Origin of the sequence: Klebsiella sp. NPDC088457 (assembly GCF_044900465.1) — a bacterium.
Classification (GTDB): Bacteria; Pseudomonadota; Gammaproteobacteria; order Enterobacterales; family Enterobacteriaceae; genus Klebsiella.
This window is the reverse complement of sequence record NZ_JBJDNH010000022.1, coordinates 86,399-97,382: the sequence shown is the minus strand read 5'-3', so window position 1 is coordinate 97,382 and position 10,984 is coordinate 86,399. Positions and strand designations below refer to the sequence as shown.

Here is a 10,984-nt window from a genome sequence, read left to right as displayed (position 1 = left end):
CATAAAAAAATCCTTTAATTGTCTGTGGAATAACCAATTTATCAGTTTCCTTTGTCTGTGGAAAGCAGGGAAACCACGCGCCGGGCGTGGCTAAACATCCCGGCATAAATCGACATTATGGCTGCCATCGGGCGGCCTTTTTTATTACTGAGGGTAAGAGAATGCAGAAAGCAAAAGAAACAGTACTCGTTCTTCGTACTTGCAATGCAGATATGTCGGCTTACGGCGGCTTTGTCTGGCCTAAATCTGGCTTTGTTAAGGCTCCTGACTGGAAAAATACGACAGAATGCGGCAACGGTCTTCACGGTCTCCTGTGGGGTGAAGGCTCAGCCGGATACCTCAGCGAGAGCGACGATGCAAACTGGATGGTTTGTGAGGTGGAAAAGGATTTGGTCGTCGACCTTGAAGGCAAAGTGAAGTTTCCCGAGGCCAATGTCGTTTACTGCGGCGAGCGTGACGGGGCCATTAGTTACCTGATGGATAACGGCGGTAAAGGCTATGCGATCGTATACAGCACCCTGACCGGCGGCAATCGCAGCACCCTGACCGGCGGCGATTACAGCACCCTGACCGGCGGCAATCGCAGCACCCTGACCGGCGGCAATCGCAGCACCCTGACCGGCGGCGATTACAGCACCCTGACCGGCGGCAATCGCAGCACCCTGACCGGCGGCGATTACAGCACCCTGACCGGCGGCGATTACAGCACCCTGACCGGCGGCGATTACAGCACCCTGACCGGCGGCGAAAAAGCCACGCTCATTTTTAAACGCTGGAACGGCAAGCGTTACAAATTTTACATCGCCTATGTCGGCGAAGATGGAATTAAAGAGAGCACGGCTTATCGGTTGAATACCGCAGGTGAATTTGAGGAGTGCACAGAATGATTCGAGAAGAAGACAGGAGAGCATGGCGCTCGTTCAAGATTGAGCTTGCGGTTATTACCTACTGGCTCTGGTGTGCGCGTATGTATTCACTATGCAGGAGGCTGTATGAGCAGAAACGGCTGGCGCTCTCTCAGTTATGCACTTGCGGCATGCTCTGTGCTGTGGGTTTTAGCAATCTATCTATTGGCTAAAGCGTGGTGATGCCATGATTAATCACTACGGAACGAAAGCGCTTTTCCGGGATGAGGTTAAGCCAGGAATGTTAGTTAAACACAAGGGTCGAAACTTTCAGGTTTCAGCAGTACCGGAAGGAAAGCGAGTAATTTACTTAAATTCACTCATGGAGAAGAAGTCCGTCAAAGACCTGATGATTGAGGTTTATCTTGATGGGCGTGGTGAGCCGTTAATTGCAAGGGGGTAGTATGGAAGAACTTAAAATAGCTGAGAGTAAACAGGTTTGGTTAACTATTGGCAATACCGACAATACAGAGGGTCGTGGATTTCCTGTAGTGCTTTATGTTTGCGACTCATGGGAAACCGCCGTTCGACTTGGCAAGAAGAAATATGTGCAAGGCTCTGACTGCCCGGTAGAAAAGGCATTTGCTGTGAAGGTTGGAGCTAGATGGCTAATTCCAGGGAAGATTTATAGCGAAACAGTTGAAGACGCAGAGCGAAGAATTGCAAGAGAAAAACGCGAGGCGGTGATTGAAAAGTTAAAGTCTGCAGGATTATCTGAAGAAGAAATAGCAATCATCAGCCACTAACCCTCCCCCGCCAACCGAATAAACCAACCTACTTAACCATGTCGGCTATTACAGCGACGGGCTTCGTGCATTCTGAAAGGAGCTAAAAGTGATCCCTGTAGAACTAGCAAAAACACCAGAAGAGAGCCGTTATAAACGAGCAGTTCACCTTGCCGAGGCTCGTTACTGGAAAAGCTGCGGCAACCGCCGGATGAAGAAAGCAGCCCTGCAACTGGCCCGCAATGAGCGGATGAACAATCACTACTTCCTCGGCGATGCGCCGTTCTGAGGTAAATATGAGCAGTGAATTTTATAAGCGCCTGGCTCATATCCAGGCACATCTTAATGCCCCTAAAAACCAGTACAACTCTTTCGGGAAATATAAATACCGAAGTTGCGAAGACATTCTGGAGGGGGTTAAGCCGCTTCTGAATGGCCTTTTCCTTTCCGTCAGCGATGAGATAGTGCTGATAGGCGACCGGTATTACGTGAAGGCCACCGCGACAATTACAGATGGAACGGTCAGTCATTCTGCAACAGCAATGGCACGGGAAGAAGAGAACAAGAAAGGAATGGACTCCGCCCAGGTTACAGGGGCTACGAGTTCATACGCTCGCAAATATTGCCTGAATGGCTTGTTCGGTATTGATGATGCAAAAGATGATGACACCAATGAGCATAAACAGCAGCAGGAAGCCGAGCCACAAAAACAACCTGTCAAACAGCAAGCTTCGCCAGAACAAGTCCTAAAGGCATTTTCCGATGCGGCCGCAAAGAAAAACTCTACCGAAGAACTTAAGCAGGCATTTGCTAAGGCATGGAAGATGCTGGAAGGAACGCCTGAGCAGCACAAAGCGCAGGACGTCTACAACATACGAAAAGATGAACTTGAAGGAGTTATCGCTTAATGGCGCATTCAATCACCATCAGACTCAATAAGCCAGCACGAGAATTTCAGGCAGGAGAAAGCGTTGGCTTTAATATCCGTGCTGGCGTTCAGTATTACGATCGGCAGTCCAAGAAAAAGGAATGGACGAACTACAGTGCGGCGGTATTTGCCAAGCCTGGAGCTCAGGCCGATTACTATCGCAGCGTCTTGGTTGAGGGCGGAATCGTGGAAGTCACTGGAGAGAACATCAAGGTTGATGTTTACCAGGGACAGAACGGACAGTCAATTACCCTTGAGTTGCTAAACGCACGCATTGGCTTCGCTTCTTCAGGTCAGTCAGCGAATGGTCACGCCCACCAAACCACAGATAGCCAGTTCGACGAATCAATCCCCTTCTGATTTAACCACCAAGGAGTCATCCATGTCAGCACCTCTTAACGAGGCGAGATACCTGCGCCCCCCAGTCCGTACCGGCACAAAAGCAGAGGTGCTGGCGCGGTGCTTTGAAGCTATTTCCAATAACGATTATCAGACCCCAAGCATGGAAGAACGGCTTCAGCGTCGGTCAGAAAAGGATGTCTGGCACGACAACCTTGAAGCAAGCATGAAGCCCGGATTTGTGCCTGTTGGCCCGATGCGGCCGACAAGCGAAGACGAGAGATTCAAGCTCTACCGCACCCGCTACGGTGCCATCAGCAACGAATGAAAAGAGGTGCGCAATGACTGATTTCGGCGGATCGAAAACACCAAAAAATGAACGCGACTACTGGCAAACACCGATTGAAATTTTCAATGCGCTCGATCGCGAATTTGGCTTCTGGCTGGACGCTGCAGCCTCTGAGAGTAATGCGCTTTGCGCTCATTACCTCACTGAGCTGGATGACTCGCTGAGCAGCGACTGGACGTCACACGGCGCGATCTGGTGTAACCCGCCCTATTCCGATATCGGGCCATGGGTGGAAAAGGCTGCCGAACAATCCAGGGCGCAGTCTCAGGCTGTAGTGATGCTGCTGCCGGCTGACATCTCTACCGGCTGGTTTATCTCGGCTATGCAGTCAACTGATGAACTGCGGCTGATAACCGGCGGTCGCGTCCAGTTTGTTCCGGCATCCGTTACAGGCAAGCGCCATAGCAACCCAAAAGGCTCGCTGCTGTTTATCTGGCGCCCGTTCATCAGTCCGCGACACATCATCACATCCGTATCGCTGGCTGAGTTAAAGCGGATCGGCACTCTGGAGGCAGCATGAGCGCGGCAGCTTACTACAACGAGATCGACCCATTCGCGGCGCAGTGGCTGCGCAACCTCATAGCCGCTGGGCATATCGCCCGGGGCGAAGTTGACGAACGGAGTATTGAAGATGTCACACCTGACGACCTCAGAGGATTTACCCAGTGCCACTTTTTCGCCGGAATCGGCGTCTGGTCTCACTCACTCCGCCTCGCCGGATGGCCTGACGATAAACCAGTCTGGACCGGCTCCTGTCCGTGCCAGCCTTTCAGCGCGGCAGGCAAAGGAGATGGGTTTGCTGACGAGCGGCACCTTTGGCCGCACTTCTTCCACCTCATCAGCGAGCTCCGACCTCAGCATGTCTTTGGCGAACAGGTTGCAGCAGGTAACGCAAATGCTTGGTTCGACCTTGTACAAACAGACCTGGAAGGAATGGGATACGCCTTTGGGCTTGTGCCGTTTACGTCAGCGGGCATCGGTGCGCCGCACATCAGAGAGCGGGCCTACTGGGTGGCCAACGCCAACGGCGTCATCAGTGACCGGCGCGGGGACGTCAGGGCGTCTGGGCGGTATGAATATTCAAACGGCGGCGATGATGTCTGGCTGGCCGACGCCGACCACGATAGACAACAACCAAATTGCGGGGGCGGGTGCGGCCGCCAATGCGCCAAAGAGAGGAACCACGCTGGGAGGCGCATCGAGGATGGCAGGATGGGTAACGCCAACGTCACGCGACTGGAAAGACTCGGCGGGAATGACGGCGCAGCGGGAAGGGAAAGACAGACTGGACCAACTGCCGCGCCAGGCGTTCATGACTGGATGGCCCACTCCGAAAGAAACAGATGCACAGAAGGGGGCAAGAACACTGGATGGGGCGACGAAAGAAGCCGAGAGGCGAGGATGGAACAACGAGCTTGGCGTGACGGTTCATGCCTGCGGCCCCTTGAGGTTAACGGTTTTTGGCGAGATGCGGACTGGCTCTTTTGTCGAGATGGCAAATGGCGTCCAGTTGAACCCGGCACATTCCCGCTGGTTGATGGGGCTGCCGCACGCATGGGACGAGTCGAGCCCGGGGTGGCAAGAGTGGCAAGCAGCAACCGCGTCGGCCGCCTCAAAGGCTACGGTAACGCCATAAACGCCCAGGCAGCAGCGACTTTCATTCGAGCTTATATGGGGGTCGCATGACTCCAGAAGAAAAAGAAAACGCCCTCCGCGCCCAGGCTCGTCGCTGCGCAGAAGAGCTAACCAAGGCGATGAGCGTAAAGCCTAAACCGAAGTGGAACGCTGTATGCCCCCCCATCCTTCGCAAGCACTACGAGAAGGTCCGGCCTATGGGTGTCAGCCTAGTGAAATTTGTCAGTGTTATTGGTCGGCTTAGCGGCCGCTATGGAGTGGAATCATGAAAGAACGCGGAATGATATTTAACGCTGAGATGGTGCGCGCCATTCTCGACGGTCGCAAGACGCATACACGGCGGATTGTTAAAGGGGCTGCCGGCGCCGTGAAGTTCTGCAAGGAATGGGACATCAACGGAGAAGAAATTTTCGTTGTTCTCGGCGAAAAAGATCACACAGGAATGAATCCTGTTTTGGGTGCCACTTCCTGCCCCCTCGGTGCTGTAGGCGATCGCATATGGGTACGGGAGACGTGGAACAAATACAGCGGTCTTCTCACTTATCGCGCCGACCATGACTGGATTAATGAAATGCGCAAGGAGACGGTATGCACAGCTAAATGGCGTCCATCAATCCACATGCCGCGCTGGGCCAGCCGCATTCTGCTGGAAATCACCGACGTGCGTGTTGAGCGGCTGAACACTATCAGCGAAGAGGATGCAGGGAGAGAAGGTTATCCGGCAGATCCGGCGCCGTATGGCGGGGGAATGGATAAATGGCTGTGGTTCCGTCAGTTGTGGGACAGCATCTACCCAGAACAGAGCTTCAAGCACAACCCCTGGGTATGGGTTATCTAGTTCAAACGCGTTGAAGGCGGTGCAGCATGAGCTCAGAAATCATCGATCAGGCCAACGAATTGGCAGAGCGCCGCCTAGAAATGACCATCCAGAACATGCGGATCAACCATAACGCAGTTTCAGCTACTCACTGCTGCGATTGCGGGGAAGAGATACCTGAGCGGCGCCGGGAGGCGGTGGCTGGCTGCCAGCGCTGCGCGGAGTGTCAGGAAGAGGTAGAAGAACGCGGAAAGCATCGGAGGTGATTGATGGAATCACATAGCCTTACTCTGGACGAAGCCTGTGAGTTTCTGCAGATATCACGGCCTACAGCCACTAACTGGATACGATCAGGCAGGCTTATGGCAACCAGAAAAGACCCAAGTAAACCAAAGTCACCATACCTCACAACCAGACAGGCATGCATTGCGGCGCTAAACTCGCCGCTGCATACTGTCGGAGTGAGCGCGGGTGATGCACATAAAGAGGATCGCAAATGTCCATCTTCCGCAGAGGTGAAATATGGTACGCCTCGTACTCGCTCCCGGGCGGGAAGCGAATTAAGGAGTCTCTTGGGACAGCGGAAAAGCGGCAAGCTCAGGAGTTGCACGACAAAAGAAAGGCTGAACTCTGGCGAGTAGACAGACTCGGCGACTTTCCTGAAGTGACTTTTGAAGAAGCATGCCTCCGTTGGCTGGAAGAGAAAGCAGACAAGAAATCTCTCGATACCGATAAAGGCCGGATGGGATTCTGGCTTGAGCATTTCGAAGGGGTGAAGCTAAAGGATATTACCGAGGCAAAGATTTATGCCGTGGTTAGCAGGATGCAGAATAGGAAGGCAAAGGAGATATGGCAGCAGAGGGTTGATGCTGCAAAAAGGAAGGGAAAGGAAGCGCCAATATTTGAGGCTAAGCCTGTGACCACATCGACCAAAGCTAAGCACCTGGCACTGATGAAAGCCATCCTGCGCGCAGCGGAGCGAGACTGGAAATGGCTGGAGAAAGCGCCAGTAATCAAGATACCGTCAGTGAGAAATAAGCGCGTTCGGTGGCTTGAGCATGAAGAGGCGAAAAGGCTGATTGATGAATGTCCGGATCCGCTAAAGTCGGTTGTTAAGTTTGCGCTGGCAACCGGCCTGCGTCGTTCGAACATCATCAATCTGGAATGGCAGCAAATCGACATGCAGCGTCGCGTTGCCTGGGTTAACCCGGAAGATAGCAAATCAAACCGCGCTATTGGCGTAGCGCTTAATGATACTGCCTGTAAGGTTCTGCGCGATCAGATAGGGAACCATCATAAATGGGTGTTCGTCCATACGAAAGCATGGCATCGACCTGATCGCTCATTAACGCCTGTGGTAAGGAAAATGCGCGTTGATGACAACCGGGCGTGGAACTCTGCATGCAAACGAGCAGGAATTGAGGATTTTCGTTTTCACGACCTCCGGCACACCTGGGCAAGCTGGTTAATTCAGTCAGGAGTTCCACTTTCTGTACTGCAGGAAATGGGTGGATGGGAAAGCATCGAAATGGTCCGTCGATATGCTCACCTTGCACCTAACCATTTAACTGAGCACGCACGTCAAATTGACTCGATTTTTGCAGAAGATGTCCCAAATATGTCCCACAAGGAAAAATCAGCGACTGGAGGAAGTTGATAAGTGATTGATTATTAATGGTACGCCCTACAGGGTTCGAACCTGTGACCTACGGCTTAGAAGGCCGTTGCTCTATCCAACTGAGCTAAGGGCGCACTGAGGAAGCGGGAGCTTCGTGGAGTGAAACCGCCTGGAATTATACGGTCAACGCTCGGTGAGTCAATGCATTTTGCCACGAAACTGTTGATGCGTAACTGACTTGTCTACATATCCTGCAAAGGTTGCTCAAGGATTACTCAGCACCTGTTTTCAGCATGTTGTGCATTTGTGGCAATAAACCGCCAAAATCCCCCATTTAGCCCCTGATACCCCTTTATTTAACGGTGTCTTTAGCCTTCTGTTCGGTCAAAGAGGGATAAAAAATCAAACGAGGACTGACAGCGAGGCCGGCTTCTGACAAAATATCCGCATCCCCCTTTCGTTACGATACAGATGGAATCCTCTCTCTGATGGCAGCAAAAATTATTGACGGTAAAACGATTGCGCAGCAGGTACGCTCTGAGGTCGCGGAAAAAGTGAAGGCCCGTACTGCGGCCGGCAAACGCGCTCCAGGGTTGGCCGTCGTGCTGGTCGGCAGCAACCCGGCCTCGCAGATTTATGTCGGCAGCAAGCGCAAGGCGTGTGAAGAGGTGGGGTTCATCTCCCGCTCATACGATCTCCCGGAAACCACCAGCGAGGCGGAGTTACTGGAGCTTATTGATACGCTGAATGCCGATAACACCATCGACGGCATTCTGGTTCAGTTGCCGCTGCCCGCCGGCATCGACAACGTGAAAGTGCTGGAGCGCATTGCGCCGGACAAAGACGTCGACGGTTTCCACCCGTACAACGTTGGCCGTCTGTGTCAGCGCGCACCGCGCCTGCGCCCGTGTACGCCGCGCGGAATCGTCACGCTGCTTGAGCGTTACAATATCGACACCTATGGCCTGAACGCGGTGGTTATCGGTGCATCCAACATCGTGGGCCGCCCGATGAGCATGGAGCTGCTGCTGGCGGGCTGCACCACCACCGTTACCCATCGCTTTACCAAAAACCTGCGTCAGCATGTCGAAAATGCTGATCTGCTGATCGTCGCGGTCGGTAAGCCGGGCTTTATTCCGGGTGAGTGGATCAAAGAAGGCGCCATCGTGGTTGACGTTGGTATTAACCGCCTGGAAAGCGGCAAAGTGGTCGGTGACGTGGTCTTCGAAGACGCCGCCGAACGCGCTTCTTACATTACGCCTGTACCCGGCGGCGTCGGCCCAATGACTGTCGCAACCCTGATTCAGAACACCCTTCAGGCATGCGAAGAATATCACGACATTCAGGAGGCCTGAGATGGCGAATTTTTCTCTGGGTAAACACCCGCACGTTGAACTGTGCGATCTGCTGAAGCTGGAAGGCTGGAGCGAAAGCGGCGCGCAGGCGAAAATCGCCATCGCCGATGGTCTGGTTAAGGTTGACGGTGCGGTAGAAACCCGCAAACGCTGCAAAATCGTCGCCGGTCAAACGGTGAGCTTTGAAGGCCAGAGCGTCACCGTTACCGCCTGATCCCGAGACATAAAAACGCCCGGCATGCCGGGCGTTTTCTTATCGCTTACTTACGGCGCCAGGTGGTTCCCTGCGGGCCGTCTTCCAGCACAATCCCCATCTCGTTCAGACGGTCGCGCGCGGCATCTGCCGCCGCCCAGTCCTTCGCTTTACGCGCATCCAGACGCTGCTGAATCAGAGCTTCGATTGCTGCCACTTCGCCATCATCCGCCTGCGCACCGCTTTGCAGGAACGCATCCGGTTCCTGCTCCAGCAGCCCCAGCACGCCGGAGAGTTTGCGCATGTGCGCCGCCATGGCGTTGGCGGCGGCGACATCTTCCGTCTTCAGACGGTTGACTTCACGCGCCATATCGAACAGCACGGAATAGGCTTCCGGGGTATTGAAATCGTCATCCATCGCTTCAACAAAGCGCGCTTCAAAAGCTTCGCCGCCGGCTGGCGCCGCTGATTTGTCGGTCCCACGCAGCGCAGTGTACAGACGTTCGAGGGCAGAGCGCGCCTGCTTGAGGTTTTCTTCACTGTAGTTCAGTTGGCTACGATAATGGCCGGACATCAGGAAGTAGCGGATAGTCTCTGCATCGTAGTACTGCAGCACGTCACGCACGGTAAAGAAGTTGCCCAGCGATTTCGACATCTTCTCGCGATCAACCATCACCATGCCGGAGTGCATCCAGTAGTTCACATATTCGCCATCGTGCGCGCAGGTGGACTGGGCAATCTCGTTTTCGTGATGCGGGAACATCAGGTCCGAACCGCCGCCGTGAATATCAAAATGGTTACCCAGCTGTTTGCAGTTCATCGCCGAACATTCAATGTGCCAACCCGGGCGCCCGTTGCCCCACGGAGAAGGCCAGCTCGGCTCCCCCTCTTTCGACATTTTCCACAGCACAAAATCCATCGGGTTACGCTTTACGTCGACGACGTCAACGCGCGCGCCGGCCTGCAGCTGGTCCAGATCCTGGCGCGACAGCTGACCGTAGTTCGGATCGGTCGGGACCGAGAACATCACGTCGCCGTTGTCCGCCACGTACGCGTGGCCGCGCGCAATCAGCTGTTCGGTAATCTCAATAATCTCCGGAATATGGTGCGTCGCGCGCGGTTCGAGGTCCGGGCGCAGAATATTCAGCGCATCGAAGTCATGATGCATTTCGGCAATCATGCGATCGACCAGCGCGACAAAGCTTTCACCGTTCTCATTAGCGCGCTTAATGATTTTATCGTCGATGTCGGTAATGTTGCGGACATACTTCAGCTTATAGCCGAGAAAACGCAGATAGCGGGCAACGACGTCGAAAGAGACGAAAGTACGGCCATGGCCGATATGACAGAGATCGTAAACGGTAATACCACACACGTACATGCCCACTTCCCCGGCATGGATAGGTTTAAACTCTTCTTTTTGGCGCGTCAGTGTATTAAAAATTTTTAACATCGAAGATTCCGTGTAGACGTGTGTGGATATAGGTCGCGTATTCTAACCTTAATTCAACCCCGAAGCAGCACACAATGCAAGGTGATCGAACCCTGCGGTTATGCTATAACAGCCCCTTATGTCACGCCCAACTTTGGGTTTAGCACCACAATTATCGGAACAGGATGCAAAAATGGTTACTTTCCACACTAATCATGGCGATATCGTAATCAAAACGTTTGACGACAAAGCGCCGGAAACAGTTAAAAACTTCCTGGACTACTGCCGCGAAGGTTTCTACGACAACACCATTTTCCACCGTGTTATCAACGGGTTCATGATCCAGGGCGGCGGTTTTGAGCCGGGCATGGAGCAGAAAACCACCAAATCCCCGATTCAGAATGAAGCCAACAACGGCCTGAAAAACACCCGCGGTACGCTGGCAATGGCCCGTACTCAGGCGCCTCACTCCGCCACCGCGCAGTTCTTCATCAACGTTGTCGATAACGACTTCCTGAACTTCTCTGGCGAAAGCCTGCAGGGTTGGGGCTACTGCGTATTTGCCGAAGTTGTTGAAGGCATGGACGTGGTCGACAAAATCAAAGCGGTTGCTACCGGCCGTAGCGGCATGCATCAGGATGTGCCGAAAGAAGACGTTGTGATCAAAAGCGTCACCCTCAGCGAGTAA

The 10,984-nt window shown here is 53.5% G+C and carries 17 protein-coding genes, 1 tRNA gene and 1 pseudogene; 17 read left to right on the top strand and 2 right to left on the bottom strand.

From position 1 onward, the window contains the following. Nucleotides 1–377 precede the first annotated feature (377 nt). From ACI2JR_RS15725 to ACI2JR_RS15660, 14 genes and pseudogenes are all read left to right on the top strand, one after another. Nucleotides 378–887, top strand: a complete 510-nt coding sequence (locus ACI2JR_RS15725; protein ID WP_462478942.1) for a hypothetical protein — start codon at nucleotides 378–380, stop codon at nucleotides 885–887. A 205-nt stretch (nucleotides 888–1,092) separates the two neighbouring features. Then, nucleotides 1,093–1,308: a cell division protein FtsZ gene (locus ACI2JR_RS15720; protein ID WP_462478941.1), complete on the top strand. Its 216-nt coding sequence runs from the start codon at nucleotides 1,093–1,095 to the stop codon at nucleotides 1,306–1,308. A gap of 1 nt (nucleotide 1,309) precedes the next feature. Next, nucleotides 1,310–1,651: a hypothetical protein gene (locus ACI2JR_RS15715; protein WP_462478940.1), complete on the top strand. Its 342-nt coding sequence runs from the start codon at nucleotides 1,310–1,312 to the stop codon at nucleotides 1,649–1,651. Nucleotides 1,652–1,739: 88 nt separating this feature from the next. After that, nucleotides 1,740–1,919, top strand: coding sequence for a hypothetical protein (locus ACI2JR_RS15710; protein ID WP_462478939.1), 180 nt, complete (start codon nucleotides 1,740–1,742; stop codon nucleotides 1,917–1,919). Between the two features lie 7 nt (nucleotides 1,920–1,926). Continuing rightward, nucleotides 1,927–2,538, top strand: a complete 612-nt coding sequence (locus ACI2JR_RS15705; protein ID WP_462478938.1) for an ERF family protein — start codon at nucleotides 1,927–1,929, stop codon at nucleotides 2,536–2,538. Further along, nucleotides 2,538–2,918 carry a hypothetical protein gene (locus tag ACI2JR_RS15700; RefSeq protein ID WP_462478937.1) on the top strand — a complete coding sequence of 127 codons (381 nt, stop codon included), beginning with the start codon at nucleotides 2,538–2,540 and terminating at the stop codon, nucleotides 2,916–2,918. Before ACI2JR_RS15705 ends, ACI2JR_RS15700 begins: the two co-directional genes overlap by 1 nt. A 22-nt stretch (nucleotides 2,919–2,940) precedes the next feature. Further along, nucleotides 2,941–3,225, top strand: a complete 285-nt coding sequence (locus ACI2JR_RS15695) for a hypothetical protein (protein WP_462478936.1) — start codon at nucleotides 2,941–2,943, stop codon at nucleotides 3,223–3,225. A 13-nt stretch (nucleotides 3,226–3,238) separates the two neighbouring features. Continuing rightward, on the top strand, nucleotides 3,239–3,766 hold the full coding sequence (locus tag ACI2JR_RS15690; RefSeq protein ID WP_462478935.1) for a phage N-6-adenine-methyltransferase: 528 nt from the start codon (nucleotides 3,239–3,241) through the stop codon (nucleotides 3,764–3,766). Then, nucleotides 3,763–4,932 carry a DNA cytosine methyltransferase gene (locus ACI2JR_RS15685; RefSeq protein ID WP_462478934.1) on the top strand — a complete coding sequence of 390 codons (1,170 nt, stop codon included), beginning with the start codon at nucleotides 3,763–3,765 and terminating at the stop codon, nucleotides 4,930–4,932. The genes ACI2JR_RS15690 and ACI2JR_RS15685 overlap by 4 nt, the downstream gene beginning before the upstream one ends. Then, nucleotides 4,929–5,150 (top strand): hypothetical protein, encoded by a 222-nt coding sequence (locus ACI2JR_RS15680; RefSeq protein WP_073550158.1) that lies wholly within the window; start codon nucleotides 4,929–4,931, stop codon nucleotides 5,148–5,150. The genes ACI2JR_RS15685 and ACI2JR_RS15680 overlap by 4 nt, the downstream gene beginning before the upstream one ends. Next, nucleotides 5,147–5,719 (top strand): hypothetical protein, encoded by a 573-nt coding sequence (locus ACI2JR_RS15675; RefSeq protein ID WP_462478933.1) that lies wholly within the window; start codon nucleotides 5,147–5,149, stop codon nucleotides 5,717–5,719. Before ACI2JR_RS15680 ends, ACI2JR_RS15675 begins: the two co-directional genes overlap by 4 nt. A gap of 26 nt (nucleotides 5,720–5,745) precedes the next feature. Next, entirely contained in the window at nucleotides 5,746–5,964 is a 219-nt protein-coding gene (locus ACI2JR_RS15670) for a TraR/DksA family transcriptional regulator (RefSeq protein WP_462478932.1), read from the top strand. A gap of 3 nt (nucleotides 5,965–5,967) precedes the next feature. Further along, nucleotides 5,968–6,060, top strand: a pseudogene (locus ACI2JR_RS15665) (helix-turn-helix domain-containing protein); the annotation flags it as partial. Between the two features lie 134 nt (nucleotides 6,061–6,194). Further along, complete coding sequence (locus ACI2JR_RS15660; protein ID WP_462478931.1) at nucleotides 6,195–7,355, top strand: tyrosine-type recombinase/integrase; 1,161 nt, start codon at nucleotides 6,195–6,197, stop codon at nucleotides 7,353–7,355. Between the two features lie 18 nt (nucleotides 7,356–7,373). Here ACI2JR_RS15660 and ACI2JR_RS15655 read toward each other — a convergent pair. Next, nucleotides 7,374–7,450 (bottom strand) — tRNA-Arg (locus ACI2JR_RS15655). 354 nt (nucleotides 7,451–7,804) lie between these two features. Here ACI2JR_RS15655 and folD point away from each other — a divergent pair. Further along, nucleotides 7,805–8,671 (top strand): bifunctional methylenetetrahydrofolate dehydrogenase/methenyltetrahydrofolate cyclohydrolase FolD, encoded by an 867-nt coding sequence (gene folD / locus ACI2JR_RS15650; protein ID WP_123755776.1) that lies wholly within the window; start codon nucleotides 7,805–7,807, stop codon nucleotides 8,669–8,671. A gap of 1 nt (nucleotide 8,672) precedes the next feature. Beyond that, entirely contained in the window at nucleotides 8,673–8,885 is a 213-nt protein-coding gene (gene ybcJ / locus ACI2JR_RS15645; protein WP_004858878.1) for a ribosome-associated protein YbcJ, read from the top strand. 46 nt (nucleotides 8,886–8,931) lie between these two features. Here ybcJ and cysS read toward each other — a convergent pair whose 3' ends face one another. Continuing rightward, nucleotides 8,932–10,317: a cysteine--tRNA ligase gene (gene cysS, locus ACI2JR_RS15640; RefSeq protein WP_132728567.1), complete on the bottom strand. Its 1,386-nt coding sequence runs from the start codon at nucleotides 10,315–10,317 to the stop codon at nucleotides 8,932–8,934. Between the two features lie 172 nt (nucleotides 10,318–10,489). Here cysS and ppiB point away from each other — a divergent pair, with 172 nt between their 5' ends. After that, nucleotides 10,490–10,984, top strand: a complete 495-nt coding sequence (gene ppiB / locus ACI2JR_RS15635; protein ID WP_132728565.1) for a peptidylprolyl isomerase B — start codon at nucleotides 10,490–10,492, stop codon at nucleotides 10,982–10,984.

What these genes read in the sequence shown, in the direction of transcription:
- ACI2JR_RS15720 (WP_462478941.1), top strand. Translation starts at nt 1,093, where the DNA reads ATGATTAATCACTACGGAACGAAAGCGCTTTTCCGGGATGAGGTTAAG.
- ACI2JR_RS15715 (WP_462478940.1), top strand. Translation starts at nt 1,310, where the DNA reads ATGGAAGAACTTAAAATAGCTGAGAGTAAACAGGTTTGGTTAACTATT.
- ACI2JR_RS15705 (WP_462478938.1), top strand. Translation starts at nt 1,927, where the DNA reads ATGAGCAGTGAATTTTATAAGCGCCTGGCTCATATCCAGGCACATCTT.
- ACI2JR_RS15700 (WP_462478937.1), top strand. Translation starts at nt 2,538, where the DNA reads ATGGCGCATTCAATCACCATCAGACTCAATAAGCCAGCACGAGAATTT.
- ACI2JR_RS15695 (WP_462478936.1), top strand. Translation starts at nt 2,941, where the DNA reads ATGTCAGCACCTCTTAACGAGGCGAGATACCTGCGCCCCCCAGTCCGT.
- ACI2JR_RS15690 (WP_462478935.1), top strand. Translation starts at nt 3,239, where the DNA reads ATGACTGATTTCGGCGGATCGAAAACACCAAAAAATGAACGCGACTAC.
- ACI2JR_RS15685 (WP_462478934.1), top strand. Translation starts at nt 3,763, where the DNA reads ATGAGCGCGGCAGCTTACTACAACGAGATCGACCCATTCGCGGCGCAG.
- ACI2JR_RS15680 (WP_073550158.1), top strand. Translation starts at nt 4,929, where the DNA reads ATGACTCCAGAAGAAAAAGAAAACGCCCTCCGCGCCCAGGCTCGTCGC.
- ACI2JR_RS15675 (WP_462478933.1), top strand. Translation starts at nt 5,147, where the DNA reads ATGAAAGAACGCGGAATGATATTTAACGCTGAGATGGTGCGCGCCATT.
- ACI2JR_RS15670 (WP_462478932.1), top strand. Translation starts at nt 5,746, where the DNA reads ATGAGCTCAGAAATCATCGATCAGGCCAACGAATTGGCAGAGCGCCGC.
- ACI2JR_RS15660 (WP_462478931.1), top strand. Translation starts at nt 6,195, where the DNA reads ATGTCCATCTTCCGCAGAGGTGAAATATGGTACGCCTCGTACTCGCTC.
- folD (WP_123755776.1), top strand. Translation starts at nt 7,805, where the DNA reads ATGGCAGCAAAAATTATTGACGGTAAAACGATTGCGCAGCAGGTACGC.
- ybcJ (WP_004858878.1), top strand. Translation starts at nt 8,673, where the DNA reads ATGGCGAATTTTTCTCTGGGTAAACACCCGCACGTTGAACTGTGCGAT.
- cysS (WP_132728567.1), bottom strand. Translation starts at nt 10,317, where the DNA reads ATGTTAAAAATTTTTAATACACTGACGCGCCAAAAAGAAGAGTTTAAA.
- ppiB (WP_132728565.1), top strand. Translation starts at nt 10,490, where the DNA reads ATGGTTACTTTCCACACTAATCATGGCGATATCGTAATCAAAACGTTT.